A 25,478-nucleotide genomic window follows, 5' to 3' on the forward strand; every position below is an offset into this window, starting at 1 on the left:
GCCTCTGAGTTGCGCGCCTGCGCGCATTATTGCCGCGCCAGGCGGCTTTTTGACGGGACAAAATCCGTATTGCTCCGCCAGGGATTGATGTCCAGGCCGCCGCGCCGGGTATAACGCGCGTACACCGCTAAGCGCTCCGGCCGGCAAAAACGCATCAGATCGGTATAAATCCGCTCCACGCATTGCTCGTGAAATTCATTATGCTGGCGAAACGATACCAGATAACGCAGCAGGGCTTCGCGATCGATACGCGGGCCCCGGTAGCTGATTTGGACGGACCCCCAGTCGGGCTGGTGGGTAATCAGGCAGTTGGATTTCAGCACGTGGCTGACCAGGGTTTCGCTGACCGGCTGGGCGCCCGCGGCGGCATTCTTCAGCCAATCGGCGTTGAAGGCGTAGTCATCGATGGCGATGTCCTGCTCGTCGATGCACTCGCCGGTAAAATCGGCAACCGGCTGATTTGTCAGCTCGCCGAGCCTGAACAGCGTAACGCCCACTTCGCCCACGGCGCACCGGGCGAGATCGCGGGTTAATATTTCCCGCACCGTGGCCCAGTCGGCAAACCGGGTTTGATTGAAACTGTTAAGATAGAGCTTAAAGCTTTTGGATTCAATCAGGTTAAGGCTTTGCGCGTTCAGGATGACTTCACCCATTGCGACCTGGGGCAGGCCCTTATCGTTGAGCCACGACAGTTCATAAAGCGTCCAGATATCGGCGCCGTGAAACGGTAGCGCCCGCGCGTCGATGCCCAGCGGCTCGCGATTGAGCGCGCGCGGCACCGCCTGCAGCAGCGTGGCGTCGTACCGGTCGCGATAGGCGGTGGGTTTACCCAGCGTCAAATGATCCAGGGTGTGGCGTTCTTCATTCAAGGACATAATAGAGTATCCGGCATGTTCCGTAGTGCAATGCGCTTAGTGTAACGTAGAGAGTCGTAAGATGAGAGAGAATATGGATTACCAAGTGTCACAGTCATTACAGGATTTCACCCGCCGTTATCTGCGCCACTGGCAGTCTCTCACCGGCCATGGGCCCGCCAGCCAGGCGCTGTATGGCGTTCCTTCTCCCTGCGTGGTAAGTGAGGACGACGGCCGGGTAGTCTGGCAACCGCGCCAGCCGGAAGAGGCGCTGACCCTCGCCGGCGTCGAGCGGGCGATGGACATGCAGCTGCGTCCGGCGGCCTGGGATTTTTATTGCACCCAGCTTGCCGGCGATATGGCCGCCTCTTTCCAGGGCCAACCCCTGGAGCTGCTGCAAGTCTGGAGCGCGGCGGACGGGGTGCGCATCCAGGAAAACCTCATCGGCCACCTGCTGATGCAAAAGCGGCTTAAGCTCCCTCCCAGCGTATTTATCGCCACCACCGACTCCGAGCTCAGCCTGGTGTCTTTATCCAACCTGACCGGCGAAGTCCTGCTCGAAGAAGTCGGCCGGAAAAAAAATACGGTGCTGGCGCCGACGCTGCAGGACTTTTTATCCCGCCTCGATCCCTGTGTTACATGAAAAACCGAGCGGGTTTTGCAACAATGCATGTGAGAGATCTCTTACATTTCATGTAAGACAAAGCTATTAATTCAGGTTTTTTTAATCACTGGAAAGCGGAATTAAACGCTATTAATCAATAAATTAATTAGCAGAATTAACAGTGCGGTGGTAAACAATGTTCGCTATTAACAGTGATCGTCTTGTATAAGCGGTTCGATTAAGCGATCTTACCATTCGGTTCAGGACGCGGCAAACGCCGTTGGTATTGGGCCAGCCTATTAGGGAAGGGCCCAGGACGGGCTGCAACAGGGATGGCTTCATGAAGAGGCCCGGACGATTCAGGATGATGAGCGGGACACCTCCAGGATGGAGAATGTGCGCGGGTCAGGGAGTACCGGCGGGGCGGGAATGCCTGCAGGAAATACGTTGGAGAACGTAGGCGGCTTTCACGGATGGAGATTGCCGACAAGGAGTGTTGCCAAGTTATCGTGAATATAACGCTTATCATGGATGAAGGCAGGGAGCACAACAATAGCGGGATTGCTATAAACGAACCGGGGGTACTGTAGCGATACAGTACCCCCTTTTCTTTGGCGCGCCGGGCATGGCGCGTAGCGTCTTGACAGGCGCTGTCCCTTGACCGTGGTGGTTAAGGGGCGACTTGGCGGTGAAAGCCCTCTGCACACCCGGCGAGGGGGACGTGCTAGCTGAACGGCAAGGGTGCCCACCGCGAGGTGGGATCTGAAGGCAGCTGAAGGCAACATGCTGGCCTAACGAACAGGGATCGGTTTAGGCGAGACAGCGGGATAAGGAGGCAAATATCATCAAAGCCCTAATACTTGCACAGAACGCTGTGACATACAGTGGAGAGGTATAAGCAGGGAGGTCACGCGCATCATCCGGGGAGAGCTATACGTTTGCCATGGTACTACCGAGCGCTGAGAGGCGACGGAATGAACGTACAGAAGTCAGCCGAGGCCCGTAGTAGCGGTGCAAAACCGGCATGGTGAAGGGCTGAACATTTACAACCGTGATCAGGACAGGTTATTTCGATGCGTATTGATGAGGCACAAGCGCAGAATACCGCGGCCCGGACAGGAGGAAGCGCATAGTATTTGCAAGAGTCTGACGCGGATGCTGAAATGCGCACGGCGCAACCTGAGCAAACGAAAGCGGAACAACCGTTGTCAATCGAAGCGGTGATAACCCGCAGCAACCGGGTGCTGGCCCGTCAGCGGGTGATTGAGAACAAATGCGCGCCGGGTGTAAATACCCTGGGCCTCGGGGAACTCAAAGACTGGCTGAAACGGCTTTGGCCGACGGTCAAAGCGGCCCCGCTGGACGGTAGCTTTATACCGCGGGCGATACGTCGGGTCGAGCTCCCCAAACCTAATGGCGTAGTCAGAGTCCTGGGTATCCCCACGGCCGTGGACCGATTGATCCAGCAGGCCATCCAATAGCACCTTACCCCTTACTATGAGCCTACGTTTTCCGAGTTTAGCTACGGCTTTAGGCCGGGACTCAACGCATGGCAGGCAGTGCGTCAAGCACAGGCCTAAGTGCGAAGTGGTCGGCGCTGCGTGGTGGATAGGGATCTGGAAAAATTCTTTGACCGGGTTAACCACAATATCATGATGTCGAGACGAAGCCGCAAAATCAAAGATGCCAGATTGCTCAAGCCCATCAGGCGGTACCTGGAAGCGGACCTGGTCAATGGTAAGGTGGCGACAAAGCGACGGGAGGGAATGTCGCAGCGCAGTCCGTTATCGCCGTTACTCTGCAACCTGCGATTGACCGACCTTGACCTTGAGCTGGAGCGCAGGGGGCGCCGGTTCCGCCGTTACGCAGATGACTGTAATAATACGTGAGCACTCGCAAAGCGGGGAAAAGGCGATGAACTCGATAAGCCGGTACCTGTAAAAGCATCTCCATCTGTCGGTAATTCCAAACAAAAGCGCGATGGCCGGGCCCTGAGAGCGCAAGTTCCAGGGATATAGCCTGACGTGGCACAAACGGGTAAAACTGAAGATAGCCGCGAGCAGCGTGGCAAGGCTGAAGGATAAAATCCGCAGCCTGACGACAGGCGACTGTTCAAAAGCGCTGAAAACGGTGATCGGCGGGCTTGCGCCGGTGCTACGAAGGTGGATAAGTTACTGCCGGCTGACCAAAGTCAAAGGGATACTGGACGAAATGGATGGCTGGGTTCGCCGTAAACTGCGTTACTGCTGTGGCGGCACTTGAAAAGGACGAGCAAGCGGGCAAGGATGCTGATGAAAATAGGCCTAGGTGAAGAAAGGGCGTGAATATCGGCGACGATCCGACGGGGTCTCTGGTAGAACGCGGGGGCCAGTCATATGAACCACGCGTTAGCGAAGAAAGTGTTCGAGCGCTTAGGACTATGAACACTGCTGGAGTTGTATAGTGAGTTCCAGCGCTGTAAATGAAGCGCCGTATACGGAACCGTGAGTACGGTGCCGTGAGAGGACGGTAGGAGCAATCCCGCCGCCTACTCGATGGCGCGCCGCCTATTACGCAAAGTATTTTGCCGTGCGTTGCCCCCCTGGATTTTCCTGCCGGTTAAAAGAAATTAAATATAATTAAATCTATTAGATATCTATTTATTTGAATTTACCCGCCGGCATCAACCAAACATCAACAAGTGAATGTTTTGTTTATAAAGCCCGCTATTATAATTGTGTTTTTTCTAGAAAAAACAGTACGCTGGCAACCTGATTCGCTCATCTTATAATAATGAGAACTGATTATGCCCATAAATAATGTACAACAAAATTTAAATCATACCCTTTCTTCACTGATGGAAGAAGGTAAAAATAATAATCATTTTCTCAAGAAAGAAATAAGAATTATTTATACAAAAGAGGTCCATGGGGAAATTGAGTCTTTTGAAAAAATGTTTTTAACAAAATATATTCTTCAAGTGAAGAATGATTTCGATGATATAATTGATATAATGGGATTTGATAAGCATTTAAGCAAGTCTATAAATATATTCATTCAAAAATTGGCAGACCCAAGTGAGATACATCCCTCGATTAAATATAATATATATCATGAGCTTAGTAATTGGCTTCTGCAATTAAAATCCCTTAAGAAACCAATATGCGAGACGATAGTAGATGAAGTTAGAAATACGCTCAGCGATCTTGAATATTGTGTTTCCGGTTCACTGATTAGAATCCAACAGACGTGCCATAAAATTAATCTAATCAAAAGTGCAGGGTTGGTTGAAAAACTTGAAAATGAAAAAAACACGATAGCGAATGATGTGATTTCCTGGTTTGTGAGTAATAATCACCAATCTATATCCGTAGCTATGGAAATACATTATGTCAATGCTTATAAATTGATGCTAAACAAAGAACATAACTGGAATTTGGCAAGCTCTGACAGCGATCCTTTCCATGGCGTGCATATGAAAGAAGAAATCAGTGAACTATTTCCACGTTTATTGATAGAGATTAATAATAACTGTCAGGTGCCCGCGCTAATAAAAAAATATGGTGATTGTATTTATGAGCAGCTTGTAAATATTAGTAATAAAAAAGCTAACCATGTTATCGACGGTACTCAATGTTATTTGACTGTAGAAGGATATCGCGCCATCTTTGGCAGCCCAGAGGTTATTTCCCTTAAAATAAATGATTGGGCGATTGTAGAGGAAGGTGATATAGCCGGCCAATATCACTTGTTGCCGAATGCTGAAGGTATTTATATTGCCTTGGCCACGGCGCTTGTGGATTCTGGACAAGCTACATTAAAAAATGAAATTAGCACTCCCGACTTCAGTTTAATGTCAGCGGCCAATATATTTTGGTTTTTAGATAAAAATTCAGATATTCGTAGCCTTGTTACTCTTGAATTATTACAACAAAATAAAATAAGTGGCAACCAAAGTTCTGAACTTTTGTATTTCGCTATTGATAATACATTAACGGAAAAAGTTTCTTATTTTTTTGACACCGAATGGTTAATAGATATTAAGGATTTTTCCAATAATATTGATAACGAAAAACGTTACAAGGCTTTATTGTTTTGTATAAATAATAATATTTTTAATGAAAAAGATTATGCCGAGTCAATGAACAAATTCGTGATGTATGCCTTGACATATAATGATACCGAGATGGTTAAGAAATTAATAACTAATAATAAGAAAACTTATAACATAAATTACAAAGATCTTCATGGTAAGACAACCTTGTTTTACGCTCTGGAAAATAATATCTCTGTTGAGATAATTGAATTTTTATTGGCAAATAATCTCGATCAAGGTAATGAAGTTCTTGCCCTCGATCAAGCCTTAATTGCGTCCGTTAATAAGAAGCGCCTCGAAGTGGCGCAGGTTTTACTGAAATATGGCGCCAAACTCATGCCTCAGAAGCATAATGGGGAAACTGCGCTGTTTATAGCTATAAAGAACGAAGATATAAATATGGCTAAACTTTTACTGGAACATAGCGCGAGCGCGGACGTCGAGCATGTCAACATGAAGGGAAATGCTCCGTTGACCTTCGCGGTCGCCAGCAATAATTTAGAAATGGTTAAATTATTACTCAGCCATGGCGCTAATATCAATCATGCCGATCTAAATGGAAAAACCGCTTTATTAATTGCCATTGCAGCTAAATATTATGACATGGCTAAAATTTTACTTGAGAATAACGCCTCTGTTCATTTTAAGGATAGAGATGGGTGGGATGCTTTGGTAAATTCAATTTATATGGACGATTTAGATTTAGTGAAGTTGATTGTTGATTACAAACCGGATTTTTATTCAAAAGATCAAGATGGAGTTCCAATGGGTATTTGGATGGCTCTAACCCAAAAACGTTACGATATAATTGAATTTCTTTTAAAAAACAATTTTGATGTGAATGAAATGATAAGTTTGGGCGCCGAAAGACCTTCATTTCCAGCTCAATTCATAGCGATCGAAGCGAATGACATTAAAATTTTCAAGATGTTTATTGATAGCGGTAAGCTAAATTTGAATATGCAAACAGATACCGGCAAAACATCGTTATTATATGCAATTGAAGTGGGAGCAACCGAGATAATAGAACTTTTGTTAAATGAGAAAAAAATCAATTTCAATTTAGAAGATGCATCAGGCGTAAATGCGTTAATGATGGCTGCTAGTAATGATTTGGGTAGTATCGTTGTTAAATTGTTCGAGAAGATTAAGTCCAATACCGATGAAACGGCTTTACCTTTGAAAACGGCTTTTTTCCTGGCAGTGGAAAGTGGACGGTTCGATCAGGTTGAAAACTACGTTAAACAAGATCACTCTTTAATTGATTCGACACAATTAACCGGGAAAACGGCTCTGTATATCGCCAGTCTGACGGGTGATACGCAAATGATTGATTTTTTGCACAAAAAATGTAATGAAGCTGGATTTTGACAATAATATTGCCAAATGAATATGTAGCCCGATAGAGAAGGATAGGGTTGCGATACGGGCAAAGCCGAGACGGTTAAAAGCGGATGCAGGTAATCAAACCGTGCCCGCTGGGCGCAAGTTAAGAGGGGTAAGATGCTTAAAAATCCTGAATGGCGCCTGGTATCGCCTTTCAGGATTATCTCCTCGCTTAGCGTTCGGGCTATTCCACGCATTGTTACAGACGGTCGCGGTCGCCGTCGCCGGTGCCAGCAGCTGTAATTATCAGGCTAACTTTATATGTCATAATTAGTACCGGACAAAGTTAAGTGCTATGCTTTGCCGCTTTGTCAGATCAGGCGCAGCAGTCCTTTACGGGGAGCATACGATGGATTTCCACCAACAGGTTCGCCAGCGGCTGTTTGCCGTTGAGCAGGCGATGCGTTCATTGTCAATATGGCAGCCGCAGCCGCCGGCGCGCGAGGCGTTTGAAAGCCGGGAGCCGTTTTGTATCGATACCATGCGCCCCGAAGAGTGGCTGCAGTGGATCCTGCTGCCGCGTATGCACGCCTTGCTCGATCAGCAGGCGGCACTACCGCGGCGCTTCGCCATCACGCCCTATTTTGAGGAAGCGTTTGCGCACGCCGCCGGATTGCTTACCCAGTTACAGCGGCTGGACGACTTACTTAATATCGATTCCCCCCAGGATCCCCCTACGCAGGCGCCGAAAATTCAGCATGATTGAGATCTGTTACCAGGACGAATATATCGTGGCGGTCAATAAGCCGGCAGGGTGGTTGGTACACCGCAGCTGGCTGGACCGCAAGGAAAAAATAGTGGTGATGCAAACGGTGCGCGACATGCTGGAACAGCATGTCTTTACCGTCCATCGCCTGGACCGCCCCACGTCCGGCGTGCTGTTGCTGGCGCTGTCCAGTGACGTGGCGCGCAGCTTATCCGAACAGTTCGAACAGCACGGGATCAGGAAAACCTACCATGCGGTGGCGCGCGGTTATATGGAAGGCGAAGGCGTGATCGATTATGCCCTGACCCAGGAACTGGACAAGATAGCTGACAAATTCGCCCAGCCGGACAAGGCGCCGCAGCAGGCGATAAGCCATTACCGGACGCTGGCGCAGGTGGAAATGCCGGTGGCTATCGGCCGCTATCCCACATCCCGCTACAGCCTGATGGAACTGCTGCCGCAAACCGGGCGCAAACATCAGCTGCGCCGCCATATGTCCCATTTGCACCATCCCTTGATCGGCGATTCCACCCACGGTGATTTACGCCAGAATCGCGGATTTGCCCGCACCTTTGACTGCGCGCGGTTAATGCTGCACGCCAGCTGCCTGGAGTTAACCCATCCTGTCACCGGGAAACCGTTAAAAATCAACGCCGGCTGGGACCAGACCTGGCAGGATCTGATGGTACGGTTCGGCTGGACCGGTATTATCCCTGACTATGAAAGGGTTGAGTTTCCCCGGGCATCGGGTCAGGATATGGCATCTTCTACGCTGACGGAATGAAAGGGAGTCAAAGCATGGCCCAAGTGGGTATTTTTGTCGGGACAGTCTACGGTAATGCCTTATTGGTCGCCGAAGAAGCGGAAACCCTCCTGGCCGAGGCGGGCCACGAGGTAAAATTATTTGACGAGGGCACGCTGGAGTCCTGGCAATATTATCGGCAACATCATGTGCTGATCGTGACCTCCACCACCGGGCAGGGAAATTTCCCGGACTCCATCGCGCCGCTGTTCCAGGCGGTAAAGGATCATGTCGGCTACCAGCCGGAGCTGCGCTATGGCCTGATTGCCCTGGGCGACAGCAGCTATGACAATTTCTGCGGCGCCGGGCATACCTTTGACGCGCTGTTGCAAGAGCAGGGCGCCGTCAGGGTGGGGGAGCTGCTGGAAATCGATGCGCTGGCGCACCCTGAACCGGAGGTGATCTCCGGCCCCTGGGTCAAAAAATGGGCCGAACTGATCAAAAGTTAACGTCAAGCCCCGGCGCGCTATACCCGCCAACGCCGAACTCAACGCAGACGTGTTCAAGGGAGAGCGTGCCAATGGGGTCGAATCGGGCGTGCTTTTCCCGCCCGACCGAGGCCCCATGGCGCGGTATGCCCGCCAACGCCCATCTCAAAGCAGACATGTTCAAGGGAGAGCGTGCCAATGGGGTCGAATCGGGCGTGCTTTTCCCGCCCGACCGAGCGCCCCATGGCATGCCAGGCCCGCCAACACTGATCTCAACGCAGCCGTGTTCAAGGGAGGGAGTGCCAATGGGGTCGAATCGGGCGTGGTGTTCCCGCCCGACCGAGCGCCCCATGGCACGGTATGCCCGCCAACGCCGAACTCAACGCAGACGTGTTCAAGGGAGAGCGTGCCGATGGGGTCGAATCGGGCGTGGTGTTCCCGCCCGACCGAGCGCCCCATGGCACGGTATGCCCGCCAACGCCGAACTCAACGCAGACGTGTTCAAGGGAGAGCGTGCCGATGGGGTCGAATCGGGCGTGGTGTTCCCGCCCGACCGAGGCCCCATGGCACGGTATGCCCGCCAACGCCGAACTCAACGCAAACGTGTTCAAGGGAGAGCGTGCCGATGGGGTCGAATCGGGCGTGGTGTTCCCGCCCGACCGAGGCCCCATGGCGCGGTATGCCCGCCAACGCCGAACTTAACGCAGACGTGTTCAAGGGAGAGCGTGCCAATGGGGTCGAATCGGGCGTGCTTTTCCCGCCCGACCGAGGCCCCATGGCATGCTAGGCCCGCCAACGCCGAACTCAACACAAACGTGTTGAAGGGCGGACGTGCCGGCGGGATTATGGCTTATTGCGGGTCAGCTTTTCCAGATCGGCCTCGATCTCGGCGATCTTATTGGACACCACGCTGTCCAGATGGCGCAGATCTTCCAAAATCTTATGTTTCAAATCCACCTCGGTCTGATCGCGCAGACAAAGCTGATCCAGCTCGTCAATCACATAACGCAGGTTAGGGCTGATTTCGTTAATTTCGCGATAGCCCTCGGCGACGTTATCGGAAACCACGGTTTTACGCTGGCGCGGATATTTAAATTTAACGCTCTTGGCAAAAAATTCGCCTTTATCCCGCCGAAAATAAATTTTCAAAATATCGTTATTGGCTTCCTGACGCAGGCTGTATCTGTCGATATCGTCCGGATGATTAACGCCAAGGCTTTTAAGATTATCGTACATAGCGCTACCTCTGGTATGTAATGCCGGGGTTCCGGGATGATTATGACGCCCGCGGGCGCCATAAAATGTGATTAACGGCTAAGATTGCAGCCAGATATCCGGGCGGTTAACGCTTTCGCCACTAAAGATATTAGTCTATCGTACGCAACAGCTCATTGATACCGACCTTGCCGCGGGTCTTGGCGTCGACTTTCTTGACGATAACCGCGCAATACAAACTATAACTCCCGTCCTTTGAGGGCAAATTGCCGGAAACCACCACCGAACCGGCCGGCACGCGACCATAGTGCACCTCGCCGGTCTCACGGTCATAAATCTTGGTGCTCTGGCCGATAAACACGCCCATGGAGATCACCGAACCCTCCTCGACTATCACGCCTTCCACCACTTCCGAACGGGCGCCGATAAAACAGTTATCCTCGATAATAGTGGGATTGGCCTGTAGCGGCTCCAGCACGCCGCCGATACCGACGCCACCCGAGAGATGAACGTTCTTGCCAATCTGCGCGCACGACCCCACCGTCGCCCAGGTATCCACCATGGTGCCTTCATCCACGTAGGCGCCGATATTCACATACGAAGGCATCAGCACGGTATTGCGGGCGATAAACGCGCCCTGGCGCACGCTGGCGGGGGGCACGACGCGAAAACCTTCGCGCTGGAAACGGGCGGCGTCGTATTGGGCGAATTTCATCGGCACTTTATCGAAGTAGCGCGTTTCCGCCCCTTCCATAACCTGGTTATCGCTGATGCGAAAAGACAGCAATACCGCTTTTTTCAGCCATTGATGAGTGATCCATTCGCCGTTGATTTTTTCCGCCACGCGCAGTGCGCCGCTGTCCAATTGGCTGATAACGCGCTGGACGGCGTCGATGGTGACGCTGTCGGCCGTGGCCGGCGTAATGTCCGCGCGGCGCTCGAAGGCGTTTTCAATGATCTGTTGTAATTGCTGCATCCTGTCTCAGTCCCGTCTCTTGTCAAATGGATAAATGGGCGCAGCGGACCTGCCGTCCGCGCACGCACCCGTTGTATCATATTTTATCGTTTGGATTGAGCGCCTCTGTCAAGCGCCGTTCCAGTTCCTGCTGTATTTCCGGACTTAATGCGCGCCGATCGCTGCCCGCCAGGATAAATAAGTCCTCAACCCGTTCGCCGATGGTGGAAATCCTGGCGCCGTGCAGCGACACGCCCATATCGACGAACACCTCGCTGACGCGGGCCAGCAGGCCCGGCTGATCCAATGCCGTCAGTTCCAGATAGCTGCGCCTGTCGGAATGGGTCGGCAGGAACACCACCGAGGTGGCGACATTAAAATGCCGCAGCTTCGGCGAAGGACGGCGCACGCGCGGATGCTGATACTTGCCCGGCTGCAGCGTTTGCAGCAGCGCCTGGCCGATAACCTGATGGCGATCCGGCGCCAGGGGGCTGCCGTCCGGCTCCAATACCACAAAGGTATCCATGGCCATGCCGTCGCGGTTGGTAAAGATCTGCGCGTCATGCACGCTCAGGTTGCGCCGGTCCAGCTCGCCGGTCACGGCGGCGAACAAATAGGGACGGTCCTGGTTCCAGATGAAAATTTCGGTGCCGCCGCGGGTGGCCTGCGGGCTTATCAGTACCAGCGGCTCATTGGACCGGTGGCGCAGCAGATGGCGGGCGTGCCACGCCAGCTGATTCGGCGAGTGGCGCAGAAAATAATCCGCGCGGCAACGGCTCCAAATGGCGTGCAGCGCTTCTTCGTCGATGTTCTCCATTCGCAGCAGCGACAGCGCCTGCATCCGGTGGTGGCGGATCCGGGCGCGCATATCCGGCGCGCTTTGCATACCGCGGCGCAGGAGTTTTTCGGTGGCGAAAAACAGCTCGCGCAGCAGGCTCTGCTTCCAGCTGTTCCAGAGGGTTTCATTGGTGGCGCAGATATCCGCCACCGTCAGGCACAGCAGGTAATGCAGCCGGTTTTCGGTTTGCACCTCGGCGGCGAATTCCCGCAGTACGTCCGGATCCTGGATATCCCGCCGTTGCGCCGTGACCGACATGACCAGATGATAACGCACCAGCCAGGAGACCAGTTGGGCTTCGCGGGCGTGCAGGCCGTGCAGCTCGGCAAATTCCAGCGCGTCTTTCGCCCCCAACTGGGAATGATCGCCGCCGCGCCCCTTGGCGATATCATGGAACAGCGCCGCCAGCAGCAGCAGATGCTGGTGCGCCAGGCGCGGGAACAGCTCGACGCATAACGGATGCTGCGGACGCACTTTTTCGTCGGCGAAACTTTCAAGCTTCATCAAGACGCGGATGGTGTGCTCATCCACCGTATAGGCATGGAACAGGTCGAACTGCATCTGCCCGACGATATTGCTCCACTGCGGCATATAAGCCCAAAGCACGCTATGACGGTGCATGGGCAGCAAGGCGTGCCGCACCGCGCCGGGATGGCGCAGGATGGCCAGGAACAACTGCCGCGCCTTGGGGTTGTTGCACAAGGGTTCGGCCAGATGACGGCGGGCGTAGCGCAGCTGGCGCAGCGTGGCGGAATAGATGCCGGTGATCTTCTGGTGCACCACCATCTGGTAGAACATGCGCAGTATGGCTTCCGGCTCGCGCGCGAACAGCGTTTCGTCGCGCAGGTCGATAAGGCTGCCGCGCAGCTGGAAGTCGGCGTCCAGCGGCTGGGGTTTATCGTCCGGCCCCAGGGCCAGGATGGCCTCGTCGAACAGCTGCAGCAGCATCTGGTTCAGCTCGCCGATGCGGCGGGTGACGCGGAAAAAATCCTTCATCATCCGTTCGACCGGCAGATTGCCCTCGCCGCCGTAGTGCAGGATTTGCGCCACGCTTTGCTGGCGGTCGAACAGCAGCCGGTTATCGTACCGGTTCAGCACCAGGTGCAGCGCGAAACGGATGCGCCAGAGAAAACTCTGGCATTCGATAAGTTCATCGCGCTCGGCCTGGGTAAGAAAACCGAAGCCGACCATTTCATCCAGCGACGTGGCGCCGAAATGACGATGGGCCACCCAAAGCAGGGTATGGATATCCCGCAGGCCGCCCGGGCTGCTTTTGATATCCGGCTCCAGGTTATAGCTGGTGCCGTGGTAGCGCTGGTGCCGCTCTTCCTGCTCCGCCAGCTTGGCCGGGAAAAATTCACGGGAAGGCCAGAATTCCTCGCTGAAAATGCTCTTTTGCAATTTCAGGAATAACGCCACATCGCCGCAGATCAGCCGCGACTCGATCAAATTGGTGGCGACGGTCAGGTCCGCCAGCCCTTCCTGCAGGCATTGCTCCAGGGTGCGCACGCTATGGCCGACTTCCAGTTTTAAATCCCACAGCAGCGTCAGCAACTCGCTGACGGCATGGGCCTGCGTGGCCGAAAGCGGATCCTGGCTCAGCACCAGCACGTCGATATCCGATAAGGGATGCAGCTCCGCGCGGCCATAGCCGCCTACCGCCACCAGCGCCGTTTCCGGCGCCGCGCCGAAGCCGTACAACCGCCACAGCTGGCGCAGCAGCTGATCGATATACAGCGCCCGCGCGTCGATCAGCGTCTCCGCCGACACCCCGGCGTTAAACGCCTCGGCCAGCCAGGTCTGGAAATCATCCAGCCGGCTTTTGAGAAAAGTGCGGTTCAAGGCGTCGTCCGGCCAGGTCAGCGGCGAGGCGGGCTTGGCCGGCAGGACGGCGGTGGCGGCGGGCTTGTCGGCGTACAGCAGGATTTTATCCGGCATAGGAGACCCATGGTAAAGCCGGTAGGTCCGGGGCGGGGCACATCGGCCCCGGACTACCCGCGGGAGGAGAAGACATGGCGCGCGGGACGCCGCCGGCGGGCGGGCGCCGCGCGGTTAACAATCAGGCCGCGTGCGTAATGACCGTCGGCAGCGTATCGTCGCTGCGCAGGGTCATGATTTCACAACCGCTATCGGTGACCACAATAGTATGTTCGTATTGCGCCGACAAGCTGCGATCCTTGGTCTTTACCGTCCAGCCGTCCTTCATGGTGCGGATGCGGTAGTCGCCGGCGTTGACCATGGGTTCGATGGTAAACGCCATGCCCGGCTGCAGTATCACGCCGCCGTCATCGGCATCGTAGTGCAGGACCTGCGGCTCTTCGTGAAAACCCTCGCCGATGCCGTGCCCGCAATATTCGCGCACCACGGAAAAATTTTCCGCCTCGACAAACTGCTGGATGGCCTTGCCCAGCGTGCGCAGGCGAATGCCGGGCTTCACCATATTGATGGCCAGGTACAGGCTCTCCTTGGTGATGCGGCACAGGCGCTCGCCGAGGATGGTCGGCTTGCCGACGATAAACATTTTCGATGTGTCGCCGTGGAAGCCATCTTTAATGACCGTCACGTCGATATTGATGATATCGCCGTCCTTAAGTATTTTTTCATCCGAGGGAATGCCGTGGCACACGACTTCGTTAACCGAAATGCAGACCGACTTCGGGTAACCGTGATAGCCGAGGCTGGCGGAAATGGCGTGCTGATGAACGGTGATATGCTCATGGCACAGGCGATCGAGCTCGCCGGTGCTGACGCCCGGGACAACATAGGGCTCGATTATTTCCAGCACTTCAGCGGCAAGCCGGCCGGCAACGCGCATTTTGGCGATATCATCGGAATTTTTAATTGGAATGGCCATGAATAGATCCACAGTCGGCGTGAAAGTCGACAAATTATGATTAAGCTTAAGTAGAGGATAATGTTACCAGTCCAGCCATAAGACTGCCAAATTATCATTTGGTGCCGGTGCCGTGACTGAACAAAGAGTGGAGTCCGGGCGCGGATTATGGTATAAAGCGCGCCGACGATCGGCGTAGAGTATTTTGGTCCTATGCGCCGTTCAGATCAACTAAACTCAATTGTGTAATTACACACACGTGTCGGCACATGCGCCGGGGTGCCTTGGCCAGTAAGGCGGGGTCGGTCGTATGGGACACGTGGAGGCATAACCCCAAACTTTAACAAGAGGTTTAATCATGGCTACTGTTTCCATGCGTGACATGCTCAAAGCGGGTGTACATTTCGGTCACCAGACCCGTTACTGGAATCCGAAAATGAAGCCTTTCATCTTCGGTGCGCGTAATAAAGTACACATCATCAACCTTGAGCAGACGGTACCGATGTTCAACGACGCCCTGGCCGAATTGAACAAAATTGCCTCCCGCAAGGGTAAAATTCTGTTTGTCGGCACCAAGCGCGCGGCAAGTGAAGCGGTAAAAGAAGCTGCCAACAGCTGCGATCAGTTCTTCGTGAATCATCGCTGGTTAGGCGGGATGTTGACCAACTGGAAAACGGTTCGTCAGTCCATCAAGCGTTTGAAGGATCTGGAAACCCAGTCCCAGGACGGCACGTTCGAAAAGCTGACCAAAAAAGAGGCGCTGATGCGCACTCGCGAACTGGCCAAGCTGGAAAACAGCCTGGGCGGGATCAAGGATATGGGCGGCCTGCCTGACGCGCTGTTTGTTATCGATGCCGAGCACGAGCACATCGCTATCAAAGAAGCGAACAACCTGGGCATCCCGGTGTTCTCTATCGTTGATACCAACTCCGATCCGGACGGCGTGGACTTCATCATTCCGGGTAACGATGACGCCATCCGCGCCATCAACCTGTACCTGACCGCCGTTGCCACCGCCGTTCGCGAAGGCCGCTCTCAGGACCTGGTTGAACAGGCCGAAGAAAGCTTTGTAGAAACTGAGTAATAAGGCATGCTCTTCATTGAGCCCTTATTAACCAAGTTTTAACTATGTTGGTTAGAGGGCCTGGCTTCAGGCCCTCTTTTTTACCTATCCCCCTCATGGGATAACGAGGAAAAAATAATGGCTGATATTACCGCCGCCCTGGTGAAAGAACTGCGTGAACGCACTGGCGCAGGCATGATGGAATGTAAAAAAGCGCTGGTTGAAGCTCAAGGCGATATCGAGCTGGCTATCGACAATATGCGTAAATCCGGTCAGGCCAAGGCCGCCAAGAAAGCGGGCCGCGTTGCCGCCGAAGGCATCATCCTGACTAAAATCGCCGCCGACGGCAAATACGGCGTTATCGTCGAGCTGAACTGTGAAACCGATTTCGTGGCCAAAGACGGCGGATTCAAAGCCTTCGGCGACGAAGTGATCAGCGCGGCCCTGGCCGAACGCATCACGGATATCGAGACGCTGAAAGCCAAATTTGAAGATCAGCGCGCCGCGATGGTTGCCAAGATCGGCGAAAACATCAATATCCGCCGCGTAGCCGCATTGGCGGGCGACGTGCTGGGTTCTTACCTGCACGGCGCGCGTATCGGCGTTATGGTGGCCGCTACCGGCGCCGACGAAGAACTGGTCAAGCATATTGCCATGCATATCGCCGCCAGCAAGCCTGAATATGTCCATGCCGAAGACGTACCGGCGGACGTGGTGGCCCGTGAGCACCAGATCCAGCTGGATATCGCCATGCAGTCCGGCAAGCCGCGTGAAATCGCCGAGAAAATGGTTGAAGGCCGCATGCGTAAGTTTACCGGCGAAATCTCCCTGACCGGCCAGCATTTCGTGATGGATCCGAGCAAGACCGTGGGCCAGTTGCTCGAAGAGCATAAAGCCACTGTTGCCGACTTCATCCGTTTTGAAGTGGGTGAAGGCATCGAAAAAGCGGAAGTCGACTTCGCCGCCGAAGTTGCCGCCATGAGCAAACAGTCTTAAATTAGAACTCCGGAACCGCCATCAGGCGGTTCCTTTTTATGAGCTGAAATAAAGTCAGGGGACTTTTGCCGCATAAAAACTGCAACGCGCGGTCCAGCAGTCGGATCCGCCCATCTCGTTATCGCTGCTTAGGAACAGAACAAATGGCAACCAATGCAAAACCCGTATACCAGCGTATCCTGCTTAAATTGAGCGGTGAAGCCCTGCAAGGCGCAGAAGGTTTTGGTATCGACGCTAGCGTCCTGGATCGCATGGCCCAGGAAGTGAAGGAGCTGGTCGAGCTGGGCATCCAGGTCGGCGTGGTGATAGGCGGCGGCAATCTGTTTCGCGGCGCGGGACTGGCCCAGGCGGGGATGAATCGCGTGGTCGGCGATCATATGGGCATGCTGGCGACGGTAATGAACGGGCTGGCGATGCGCGACGCGCTGCATCGCGCCTATGTCAACGCCAGGCTGATGTCGGCCATTCCGCTTAACGGCGTGTGCGATAACTACAGCTGGGCCGAGGCCATCAGCCTGCTGCGCAACAACCGCGTGGTCATCTTCTCCGCCGGTACCGGCAATCCTTTCTTCACCACCGACTCCGCCGCCTGCCTGCGCGGCATTGAGATCGAAGCCGACGTGGTGCTGAAAGCCACCAAGGTGGACGGCGTATTTTCCGCCGATCCGGTGAAAAACCCTGATGCTACACTGTATGAACAGCTCAGCTACCAGGACGTCCTGGAGCAGGAGCTGAAAGTGATGGATTTGGCGGCGTTTACCCTGGCGCGGGATCATAATATTCCCATCAGGGTATTCAATATGAACAAACCCGGCGCGCTGCGGCGGGTGGTGATGGGCGAGAAGGAAGGCACGCTCATTACCAAGTAGCATTTGTTCGCCAGGTTACAGTATCATGCCGATTTTACGGCAATAATAGACACGACTGGCTGCGGCTGGTCAGACTATCACGGGCTTGACGTAAGCTTAAGCCCGCCCGGATAACCAGTTTCCAAGGGTTCGCAACGTGATTAATGAAATCCGCAAAGATGCAGAGCAACGCATGGAAAAATGCGTAGAAGCATTCAAAAACCACATCGGCAAAATCCGTACCGGCCGAGCGTCTCCGAGCCTGCTTGATGGTATTCAGATCGAATATTACGGTACGTCCACGCCGCTGCGCCAGCTGGCGAACGTGGTGGCCGAAGATTCACGCACTTTGGCCATTACCGTATTCGATCGCTCCCTGAGCGCCGCGGTGGAAAAAGCCATCATGGCCTCCGACCTGGGCCTGAATCCCTCGTCCGCCGGCACCGTGATCCGCGTTCCGCTGCCGCCGCTGACCGAGGAACGCCGCCGTGATCTGATCAAGATCGTGCGCGCCGAGGCCGAGCAGGGCAGGGTATCGGTGCGCAACGTGCGCCGCGACGCCAACGATAAAGTCAAAGCCATGCTCAAGGATAAAGAAATCAGCGAAGACGAGGATCGCCGTTCGCAGGATGATATCCAGAAGCTGACCGATGCCTTTATCAAGAAGGTCGACAGCGCCCTGGCCGACAAAGAAGCCGAGTTAATGGAAATCTAAGCTAACGGCGCTACGCTGACGTCATGCCGGCCTGCAGGGGCCGGCAGCGCGCCGGCCCGTCAAACACGCCGCGGCGGCCAATCAATTATATTGTTTGTCCGCCGCGGTTTTTTTTGTCGGCAACGTCATAGACAAATGTTGCGCAACGTTCCAGACTACTGTGCCTTCTTTATTTTTAACACGCGGTTGTCCAGAGTACCTCATGAGAAATTTGACGATTCTCGGCTCCACTGGTTCGGTTGGAACCAGCACACTGGCCGTTGTTCAGCAAAATCCGGAAAAGTTCGCCGTGCGCGCCCTGGTGGCCGGACGAAACAGCGCCGTCATGGCCCGACAATGCCTGGCTTTTCGTCCCGCGTATGCCTGTATGGCCGACGAGGCGTCGGCGCGTGAGCTCAAACGCCTCCTGCATGAGGCGGGGAGCGCCACCGAGGTCATGGCGGGGCCGCGGGCCGCCTGCGAACTGGCGGCTCTCGACGGGGTCGATCTGGTGATGGCCGCCATCGTGGGCGCCGCGGGGCTGCCGTCGACCCTGGCGGCAATCCGCGCCGGTAAATCCGTGCTGCTGGCCAATAAAGAGGCGCTGGTGACCTGCGGCAGGCTGTTTATAAACGAGGTTCGCCAGAGCAAAGCGCAACTATTACCGGTGGACAGCGAACATAATGCGATTTTTCAGAGTTTACCCGAACCATTTCAGCGTCAGTTAGGGTACGCTTCCCTGGAGGCGCATGGCGTGTCGAGCATCATCCTCACCGGTTCCGGCGGCCCGTTTCGCACCACGGCCCTGTCTGAACTGGACGCCATGACGCCGGATCAGGCCTGCGCCCACCCCAATTGGTCGATGGGGCGCAAAATCTCCGTTGATTCGGCGACGATGATGAACAAAGGACTGGAGTATATCGAGGCGCGGTGGTTATTCAACGCCTCGGCGGCGCAAATGGAAGTGATTGTGCATCCGCAGTCGGTGATTCATTCCATGGTGCGTTATCGCGACGGCAGCGTGCTGGCGCAGTTGGGTTCGCCGGATATGCGCACCCCCATCGCCCACGCGATGGCCTATCCCGAGCGGGTGGCGGCCGGGGTCGAGGCGCTCGATTTCTACCGCATCGGCGGGCTGACCTTCGAGCGGGCCGATGAAGCGCGCTACCCGTGCCTGCAATTGGCGATAGACGCCTGCGAACGCGGCCAGGCGGCCACCACGACGCTGAATGCCGCCAACGAAATAGCCGTGGCGGCGTTTTTGCAGGGGCGGGTGCGCTTTACCGCCATCGCCCCCCTGGTGCGCGCTACGCTTGAACGGATGGTATTGCCGGAACCGGAGAGCGTGGACGACGTCGTGGCGATTGACGCCGAGGCCAGAAGCGTGGCGGAGCGCGAAATGGCCGCTTTTATGCAGTAAAATCAGCCGGCGCGGGTCGTTGCGTCGGTCGCGGCCTGATTTGTTCCGCCGCTGCTGAAATGATATAGTCAGCGCCAATTGTCTCCAGGATGATGGCTGGCCATAAGAAATCCGGAGTGAGCCGTGTGAGTACACGGCTTTTTTGCGCATTCGGGGCCTACTGTTCCGGAAAGACGGTTGTATTCTTATTGAGGAAATACGTAAGCGTTATGTCGTCCGAAAATCAGCACGAGGCTACTATTCTGTCATCATCCACTCCCCGTCACGTGGCCATCATCATGGATGGCAACGGACGTTGGGCGAAAAGCCGGGGAAGATTACGCATCTTCGGGCATAAAGCGGGGGTGAAGTCAGTCCGTCGCGCGGTCAGTTTTGCCGTCAGCCATCATTTTGATGCTCTGACGCTCTATGCCTTCAGCAGCGAAAATTGGAACCGGCCGACGCAGGAGGTGTCCGCATTGATGGAATTATTCGTCAGGGCATTGGACAGCGAAGTAAAAAGCCTGCATAAACATAACGTTCGTTTACGTATTATCGGCGATACTAGCCGTTTCGGCCTGCGTTTGCAGGAGCGAATCCGCCGCTCAGAGGCCCTGACGCAAAATAACACTGGCTTAACCCTCAATATTGCCGCGAATTATGGCGGCCGTTGGGATATTATTCAGGGCGTGAAGCGACTGGCCGAAGAAGTGCAGGAAGGGATATTGCGTCCCGACCAGATAGATGAGGACGCCCTGTGCCGGCATGTCTGCCTCAATGAACTCGCGCCGGTGGATTTGGTAATTCGCACCGGCGGAGAACATCGCATCAGTAATTTTTTATTATGGCAGATAGCCTATGCCGAACTCTATTTTACCGATGTGCTGTGGCCGGATTTTGACGAAGACGTTTTTGAAGGTGCGCTGAATGCTTTTGCTCAACGTGAGCGGCGCTTCGGAGGAACTACGCCTAATGATGCCAACGCGTCCTAGGGGGGATTTTTGCTGAAGTCTCGCTTGATCACTGCCTTTATTCTGATACCTGTTGTTATCGCCGCGATCTTTTTACTGCCCCCGCTGGGGTTTGCGCTGGTTACGCTCGTTGTCTGCATGCTGGCGGCGTGGGAATGGGGGCAGCTTGCCGGCCTGGCGACCCGAAGCCAGCGCATCTGGCTGGCTATTCTGTGCGGGCTGCTGCTGGCGTTAATGATGTTCACTATTCCGGATTACCATCCGTTCGTCACCGCCACCATGGTGAAATACGCGCTGGGAGCCTCTCTGGCGTGGTGGGCCGCGGCCTTGGTGCTGGTGCTGTTCTATCCGCGCTCCGCCGCGTTCTGGCGCCATTCATGCGCGCTGCGGCTCGTGTTCGGCGTCCTGACCATCATGCCTTTTTTTTGGGGCATGCTCACCCTGCGCCAGTACCACTACGCGGTGAATCATTTTACCGGCGCCTGGTGGCTGCTGTATGTGATGCTGCTGGTGTGGGGGGCCGACTCGGGCGCCTATATTTTCGGGCGCGCGCTGGGCAAGCATAAGCTGGCGCCGAAGGTCTCTCCCGGCAAGACCTGGGAAGGCCTGGCGGGCGGGCTGGTGACCTCGGCCGTCATTTCCTGGCTGTTCGGCAAATACGCCCCGCTGGACGCGCTGCCGCTCAGCCTGCTGCTGTGCTCGGTGATTGCCGCCCTGGCGTCGGTGCTGGGCGATTTAACGGAAAGCATGTTTAAACGCGAGGCCGGTATCAAGGACAGCGGGCACCTGATTCCGGGGCACGGCGGCATCTTGGACCGCATCGATAGCCTGACCGCCGCGGTGCCGGTTTTCGCCTGTTTAATGCTGCTGATTTTTAGAGCTATTTAATCGAGGGGCCAGGAGTTATCATGTTGCACTTTCTCTGGAGTCTCGCCGCATTTATCGTTGCGTTGGGTATATTGATCACCGTGCACGAGTTCGGTCACTTCTGGGTGGCCCGCCGGTGCGGTGTTACGGTGGAGCGATTCTCCATCGGATTCGGCCGCGCGCTGTGGCGTCATCGGGATAAGCGCGGCACCGAGTATGTTATCGCGGCCATCCCCTTGGGGGGCTATGTGAAAATGCTGGACGAACGGGTGGATACCGTCGCCCCCGAACGCCGGCATGAAGCGTTTAACCACAAGAAGGTTTGGCAGCGCGCCGCCATTATCAGCGCCGGCCCCATCGCCAACTTTATTTTTGCGGTGTTTGCCTACTGGCTGGTATTTTTGATCGGCGTGCCGAGTTTTCGTCCGGTAATCGGTGAGGTTACCCCCAATTCTATCGTCGCGCAGGCCGATATTTCGCCCGGCATGGAACTAAAGTCGGTTGACGGTATCGAAACGCCTGACTGGGATTCGGTGCGGCTGGAGCTTATCGGCAAGATTGGCGACGGCCAGACCAGCGTCGGGGTGGCGCCTTTCGGGTCTTCCCATATCGAACGGAAGATACTCGATCTGCGCGGGTGGGATTTTGAACCGGATAAGCAGGATCCTATCATCGCGTTGGGGATTATTCCCCGGGGTCCGCAGATAGAACCGGTGCTCGCCGAGGTGCAAAATGCATCGGCGGCGGCAAAAGCCGGTTTGCAAGCGGGCGACAGGATCGTTAAAGTCGATGGTCAGCCTATCGGCCGCTGGCAGAATTTCGTCATGCGGGTGCGGGATAATCCCGGCAAGCCGCTGGCCCTGGAAATCGACCGACAGGGTGAAAGCCTGCCGGTGACGTTGGTGCCCGACGAGAAGTCGGTAGGTAAAGGCGAAGTGGAAGGCTTCGCGGGCGTGGTGCCGAAAGTGACGCCCCTGCCCGAGGAATACAAAACGATACGCCAGTACGGCCTGTTTCCCGCGTTTTATCAGGCTGGCGAAAAAACCTGGCAACTGATGAAATTGACGGTCAGTATGCTAGGCAAACTGGTCACGGGAGATGTTAAGCTGAACAACCTGAGCGGGCCGATATCAATAGCCCAAGGCGCGGGGATGTCAGCGGAATATGGTTTGATCTACTACCTGATGTTCCTGGCGCTTATCAGCGTCAACCTGGGTATCATCAACCTGTTCCCGTTACCGGTGTTAGATGGTGGTCACTTGCTCTTCCTGGCGATAGAAAAGCTTAAGGGGGGGCCGGTTTCCGAACGAGTGCAGGATTTCAGTTATCGTATCGGCTCGATTTTGCTGGTGCTGTTAATGGGCCTTGCTCTTTTCAATGATTTCTCCCGGCTCTAGCGCCGGGGATTATGTTAGGAAGAACGCATAACCACGATGGCGATGAAAAAGTTGCTCATAGCGTCGCTGCTTCTTAGCAGCGCCACCGTATACGGTGCAGACGGGTTCGTAGTGAAGGACATTCATTTCGAAGGACTGCAACGGGTCGCCGTCGGTGCGGCGTTACTCAGTATGCCGGTACGTGTCGGAGACACGGCCAGTGATGAAGATATCGGCAATACTATCCGCGCCTTATTTGCCACCGGGAACTTCGAGGATGTCCGGGTGCTGCGTGATGGAGACACACTGCTCGTTCAGGTCAAGGAACGTCCCACTATTGCCAGTATCACCTTCTCCGGCAACAAGGCGGTGAAGGAGGATATGCTCAAGCAGAATCTCGAGGCTTCCGGCGTGCGCGTCGGCGAGGCGTTGGACCGCACCACGATTTCCAACATCGAGAAAGGGCTGGAGGATTTCTACTACAGCGTCGGTAAATACAGCGCGTCGGTGAAAGCCGTGGTCACGCCGCTGCCGCGTAACCGGGTAGATTTAAAACTGGTCTTTACCGAGGGCGTTTCCGCCAAGATCCAGCAAATCAACATTGTCGGCAATCATGCCTTCACCACCGACGAACTGGTTTCGCGCTTCCAGCTGCGCGATGAAGTGCCGTGGTGGAACGTGGTCGGCGATCGTAAATACCAGAAGCAGAAACTGGCGGGCGATCTCGAGACCCTGCGCAGCTTCTACCTTGACCGGGGCTATGCCCGCTTTAATATCGACTCGACCCAGGTGAGCCTGACGCCGGACAAAAAGGGTATCTATATCACCCTGAATATCACCGAAGGCGCGCAGTACACCCTGTCGGGCACCGTGGTCAACGGCAACCTGGCCGGCCACTCCGCCGAGATCGACGCCCTGTCGCGCGTTAAGCCGGGCGAGCTGTACAGCGGCGCGAAAGTCACCAAGATGGAAAACGACATCAAGCAGCTGCTGGGCCGTTATGGTTATGCCTATCCGCGCGTGGTGACGCAACCGGAAATCAACGACGCCGACAAAACCGTCAAACTCCATGTCAATGTGGACGCGGGCAACCGTTTTTACGTCAGGCACGTGAAGTTCGAAGGCAACGATATCACCAAAGACGTGGTGTTGCGGCGCGAAATGCGCCAGATGGAAGGCGCCTGGCTTGGCAGCAACTTGGTGGATCAGGGCAAGGAGCGCCTGAACCGCCTGGGCTACTTTGAAACGGTTGACGTGGACACGCAGCGTGTTCCCGGCACCGATGATATGGTGGACGTGACGTACAAGGTGAAGGAGCGCAACACCGGCAGCATCAACTTCGGCGTGGGCTTCGGCACCGAGAGCGGCGTCAGCTTCCAGTTCGGCATCCAGCAGGACAACTGGCTGGGCACCGGTAATTCCGTTGGTTTCAGCGGCACCAAGAACGATTACCAGACCTATGCCGAACTTTCGCTGACCGACCCGTACTTTACGGTGGACGGCGTCAGTCTCGGCGGGCGCATTTTCTACAATAACTTCGACGCCGATAACGCCGACCTGTCGGATTACACCAACAGGAGCTATGGCTTAGGCACCACGCTCGGTTTCCCGATCAGTGAAACCAGTGCGCTGCGCCTGGGCGTGGATTATGTCCATAACGATCTGTCGAATATGTATCCGCAGATTGCCATGTGGCGTTACCTGGAATCCACCGGTTTCCAACCCAAGGTCGTGGCGGGCGAGAAGAAAGACAACGACGCTGATTTCAGCGCCAATGATTTCTTCCTGACCACCGGCTGGAATTACAGCAACCTGGATCGGGGCTATTTCCCTACATCGGGTACCAGCGCCAGCCTGACCGGCAAGGTCACCGTGCCGGGTTCGGATAACGAATACTACAAGGTGACTTTCGATACCACCAGCTATGTGCCGCTGACCGACTCCGGCAGCTGGGTGCTGATGGGCCGTGGGCGCGCGGGTTACGCCGATGGCATCGGCAGCAAGGAAATGCCGTTCTACGATAACTTCTACGCCGGCGGTTCTAGCACCGTGCGTGGTTTCCGGTCCAATACCATCGGGCCGAAAGCGGCGTATTATAAGTGCGGCGGCGGCGAGTCGTCGCTTGGCGATTGCCCGCTGGATAAATCCAGCGATGCGGTGGGCGGCAACGCCATGGCGCTGTTGAGCGCCGAGCTTATCGTGCCGACGCCGTTTATCAGCCCGAAATACGCCAACTCGGTACGTACCTCGCTGTTCGTGGACAGCGGCACCGTCTGGGACACCGCGTGGGAAAACACCGCGCAGACCCGGCAATACAACGTACCTGACTACAGTAATCCGGGTAATATCCGCATTTCCAGCGGTTTTGCCCTGCAGTGGATGTCTCCGCTCGGGCCGTTGGTATTCTCTTATGCCCAGCCGGTCAAGAAGTACGATGGCGATAAGGCGGAGCAGTTCCAGTTTAATATCGGTAAAACGTGGTAACATTGCGTCGATTCACAGCGCAGGCACCATGCAAGGCAGCGAACGGAGCCTGAATGACATGACCGGCGGCCATGCCGCCGGTTT

Annotated in this window: 22 protein-coding genes; 17 read left to right on the top strand and 5 right to left on the bottom strand. The window is 55.1% G+C overall.

The genetic code is table 11. The annotated features are described in order from the left end of the window. Window positions 1-26: 26 nt before the first annotated feature. Window positions 27-875, bottom strand: a complete 849-nt coding sequence (gene queF / locus ACL2XG_RS21075; RefSeq protein ID WP_410013702.1) for an NADPH-dependent 7-cyano-7-deazaguanine reductase QueF — start codon at window positions 873-875, stop codon at window positions 27-29. Window positions 876-948: 73 nt separating this feature from the next. Between queF and syd the strand changes: the two genes are divergently transcribed. The 8 genes from syd to ACL2XG_RS21115 all read left to right on the top strand — a co-directional run bounded on the left by syd (window position 949) and on the right by ACL2XG_RS21115 (window position 8,876). Then, a complete protein-coding gene (syd, locus tag ACL2XG_RS21080) occupies window positions 949-1,497 on the top strand; it encodes a SecY-interacting protein (protein ID WP_410013703.1) in 549 nt (182 codons plus the stop codon). Between the two features lie 1,097 nt (window positions 1,498-2,594). Continuing rightward, window positions 2,595-2,939: a hypothetical protein gene (locus tag ACL2XG_RS21085; RefSeq protein ID WP_413721335.1), complete on the top strand. Its 345-nt coding sequence runs from the start codon at window positions 2,595-2,597 to the stop codon at window positions 2,937-2,939. A 123-nt stretch (window positions 2,940-3,062) separates the two neighbouring features. Then, window positions 3,063-3,347, top strand: coding sequence for a reverse transcriptase domain-containing protein (locus ACL2XG_RS21090; protein WP_410016737.1), 285 nt, complete (start codon window positions 3,063-3,065; stop codon window positions 3,345-3,347). A gap of 175 nt (window positions 3,348-3,522) precedes the next feature. Next, window positions 3,523-3,720 (top strand): group II intron maturase-specific domain-containing protein, encoded by a 198-nt coding sequence (locus tag ACL2XG_RS21095; protein WP_410013705.1) that lies wholly within the window; start codon window positions 3,523-3,525, stop codon window positions 3,718-3,720. A gap of 523 nt (window positions 3,721-4,243) precedes the next feature. Next, window positions 4,244-6,904 (top strand): ankyrin repeat domain-containing protein, encoded by a 2,661-nt coding sequence (locus tag ACL2XG_RS21100; RefSeq protein WP_413721333.1) that lies wholly within the window; start codon window positions 4,244-4,246, stop codon window positions 6,902-6,904. 364 nt (window positions 6,905-7,268) lie between these two features. Next, window positions 7,269-7,625: a YqcC family protein gene (locus tag ACL2XG_RS21105; RefSeq protein WP_410013707.1), complete on the top strand. Its 357-nt coding sequence runs from the start codon at window positions 7,269-7,271 to the stop codon at window positions 7,623-7,625. Beyond that, window positions 7,618-8,409: a tRNA pseudouridine(65) synthase TruC gene (gene truC, locus ACL2XG_RS21110; protein WP_413721332.1), complete on the top strand. Its 792-nt coding sequence runs from the start codon at window positions 7,618-7,620 to the stop codon at window positions 8,407-8,409. Before ACL2XG_RS21105 ends, truC begins: the two co-directional genes overlap by 8 nt. 14 nt (window positions 8,410-8,423) lie before the next feature. Then, entirely contained in the window at window positions 8,424-8,876 is a 453-nt protein-coding gene (locus tag ACL2XG_RS21115; RefSeq protein WP_410013709.1) for a flavodoxin, read from the top strand. 822 nt (window positions 8,877-9,698) lie between these two features. On the opposite strand, the gene ACL2XG_RS21120 is transcribed toward ACL2XG_RS21115, so the two are convergent. The 4 genes from ACL2XG_RS21120 to map form a co-directional block, all read right to left on the bottom strand. Further along, window positions 9,699-10,091: a DUF3461 family protein gene (locus tag ACL2XG_RS21120; protein ID WP_410013710.1), complete on the bottom strand. Its 393-nt coding sequence runs from the start codon at window positions 10,089-10,091 to the stop codon at window positions 9,699-9,701. 130 nt (window positions 10,092-10,221) lie between these two features. After that, a complete protein-coding gene (gene dapD, locus ACL2XG_RS21125) occupies window positions 10,222-11,046 on the bottom strand; it encodes a 2,3,4,5-tetrahydropyridine-2,6-dicarboxylate N-succinyltransferase (RefSeq protein ID WP_410013711.1) in 825 nt (274 codons plus the stop codon). A 76-nt stretch (window positions 11,047-11,122) separates the two neighbouring features. Then, window positions 11,123-13,801: a bifunctional uridylyltransferase/uridylyl-removing protein GlnD gene (glnD, locus tag ACL2XG_RS21130; protein WP_410013712.1), complete on the bottom strand. Its 2,679-nt coding sequence runs from the start codon at window positions 13,799-13,801 to the stop codon at window positions 11,123-11,125. Between the two features lie 121 nt (window positions 13,802-13,922). Then, window positions 13,923-14,717: a type I methionyl aminopeptidase gene (gene map / locus ACL2XG_RS21135; RefSeq protein ID WP_410013713.1), complete on the bottom strand. Its 795-nt coding sequence runs from the start codon at window positions 14,715-14,717 to the stop codon at window positions 13,923-13,925. A gap of 337 nt (window positions 14,718-15,054) precedes the next feature. On the opposite strand from map, the gene rpsB reads away from it, so the two are divergent. The 9 genes from rpsB (at window position 15,055) to bamA (ending at window position 25,394) form a co-directional block, all read left to right on the top strand. Further along, window positions 15,055-15,780: a 30S ribosomal protein S2 gene (gene rpsB / locus ACL2XG_RS21140; protein ID WP_410013714.1), complete on the top strand. Its 726-nt coding sequence runs from the start codon at window positions 15,055-15,057 to the stop codon at window positions 15,778-15,780. 117 nt (window positions 15,781-15,897) lie between these two features. Beyond that, window positions 15,898-16,755, top strand: a complete 858-nt coding sequence (gene tsf, locus ACL2XG_RS21145) for a translation elongation factor Ts (protein WP_410013715.1) — start codon at window positions 15,898-15,900, stop codon at window positions 16,753-16,755. 143 nt (window positions 16,756-16,898) lie between these two features. Continuing rightward, window positions 16,899-17,624 (top strand): UMP kinase, encoded by a 726-nt coding sequence (pyrH, locus tag ACL2XG_RS21150; RefSeq protein WP_410013716.1) that lies wholly within the window; start codon window positions 16,899-16,901, stop codon window positions 17,622-17,624. A 136-nt stretch (window positions 17,625-17,760) separates the two neighbouring features. After that, window positions 17,761-18,318, top strand: coding sequence for a ribosome recycling factor (frr, locus tag ACL2XG_RS21155; protein WP_410013717.1), 558 nt, complete (start codon window positions 17,761-17,763; stop codon window positions 18,316-18,318). A gap of 202 nt (window positions 18,319-18,520) precedes the next feature. After that, complete coding sequence (gene ispC, locus ACL2XG_RS21160) at window positions 18,521-19,717, top strand: 1-deoxy-D-xylulose-5-phosphate reductoisomerase (protein ID WP_410013718.1); 1,197 nt, start codon at window positions 18,521-18,523, stop codon at window positions 19,715-19,717. A 209-nt stretch (window positions 19,718-19,926) separates the two neighbouring features. Further along, window positions 19,927-20,688, top strand: coding sequence for a (2E,6E)-farnesyl-diphosphate-specific ditrans,polycis-undecaprenyl-diphosphate synthase (gene ispU, locus ACL2XG_RS21165; RefSeq protein ID WP_410013719.1), 762 nt, complete (start codon window positions 19,927-19,929; stop codon window positions 20,686-20,688). Window positions 20,689-20,697: 9 nt separating this feature from the next. Then, window positions 20,698-21,555 (top strand): phosphatidate cytidylyltransferase, encoded by an 858-nt coding sequence (cdsA, locus tag ACL2XG_RS21170; protein WP_410013720.1) that lies wholly within the window; start codon window positions 20,698-20,700, stop codon window positions 21,553-21,555. 20 nt (window positions 21,556-21,575) lie between these two features. Continuing rightward, window positions 21,576-22,931 carry a sigma E protease regulator RseP gene (rseP, locus tag ACL2XG_RS21175; RefSeq protein ID WP_410013721.1) on the top strand — a complete coding sequence of 452 codons (1,356 nt, stop codon included), beginning with the start codon at window positions 21,576-21,578 and terminating at the stop codon, window positions 22,929-22,931. A 36-nt stretch (window positions 22,932-22,967) separates the two neighbouring features. Continuing rightward, entirely contained in the window at window positions 22,968-25,394 is a 2,427-nt protein-coding gene (gene bamA, locus ACL2XG_RS21180; RefSeq protein WP_410013722.1) for an outer membrane protein assembly factor BamA, read from the top strand. Window positions 25,395-25,478: the final 84 nt, after the last annotated feature.

It is taken from the genome of Sodalis sp. RH24 (assembly GCF_047324145.1).
Lineage (GTDB): Bacteria > Pseudomonadota > Gammaproteobacteria > Enterobacterales > Enterobacteriaceae > Acerihabitans.

Excerpts from the sequence above, each read along its gene's own strand:
- queF (WP_410013702.1), bottom strand. The coding sequence starts at position 875 with ATGTCCTTGAATGAAGAACGCCACACCCTGGATCATTTGACGCTGGGT.
- syd (WP_410013703.1), top strand. The coding sequence starts at position 949 with ATGGATTACCAAGTGTCACAGTCATTACAGGATTTCACCCGCCGTTAT.
- ACL2XG_RS21100 (WP_413721333.1), top strand. The coding sequence starts at position 4,244 with ATGCCCATAAATAATGTACAACAAAATTTAAATCATACCCTTTCTTCA.
- ACL2XG_RS21105 (WP_410013707.1), top strand. The coding sequence starts at position 7,269 with ATGGATTTCCACCAACAGGTTCGCCAGCGGCTGTTTGCCGTTGAGCAG.
- truC (WP_413721332.1), top strand. The coding sequence starts at position 7,618 with ATGATTGAGATCTGTTACCAGGACGAATATATCGTGGCGGTCAATAAG.
- ACL2XG_RS21115 (WP_410013709.1), top strand. The coding sequence starts at position 8,424 with ATGGCCCAAGTGGGTATTTTTGTCGGGACAGTCTACGGTAATGCCTTA.
- ACL2XG_RS21120 (WP_410013710.1), bottom strand. The coding sequence starts at position 10,091 with ATGTACGATAATCTTAAAAGCCTTGGCGTTAATCATCCGGACGATATC.
- dapD (WP_410013711.1), bottom strand. The coding sequence starts at position 11,046 with ATGCAGCAATTACAACAGATCATTGAAAACGCCTTCGAGCGCCGCGCG.
- glnD (WP_410013712.1), bottom strand. The coding sequence starts at position 13,801 with ATGCCGGATAAAATCCTGCTGTACGCCGACAAGCCCGCCGCCACCGCC.
- map (WP_410013713.1), bottom strand. The coding sequence starts at position 14,717 with ATGGCCATTCCAATTAAAAATTCCGATGATATCGCCAAAATGCGCGTT.
- rpsB (WP_410013714.1), top strand. The coding sequence starts at position 15,055 with ATGGCTACTGTTTCCATGCGTGACATGCTCAAAGCGGGTGTACATTTC.
- tsf (WP_410013715.1), top strand. The coding sequence starts at position 15,898 with ATGGCTGATATTACCGCCGCCCTGGTGAAAGAACTGCGTGAACGCACT.
- pyrH (WP_410013716.1), top strand. The coding sequence starts at position 16,899 with ATGGCAACCAATGCAAAACCCGTATACCAGCGTATCCTGCTTAAATTG.
- ispC (WP_410013718.1), top strand. The coding sequence starts at position 18,521 with ATGAGAAATTTGACGATTCTCGGCTCCACTGGTTCGGTTGGAACCAGC.
- ispU (WP_410013719.1), top strand. The coding sequence starts at position 19,927 with ATGTCGTCCGAAAATCAGCACGAGGCTACTATTCTGTCATCATCCACT.
- rseP (WP_410013721.1), top strand. The coding sequence starts at position 21,576 with ATGTTGCACTTTCTCTGGAGTCTCGCCGCATTTATCGTTGCGTTGGGT.
- bamA (WP_410013722.1), top strand. The coding sequence starts at position 22,968 with ATGGCGATGAAAAAGTTGCTCATAGCGTCGCTGCTTCTTAGCAGCGCC.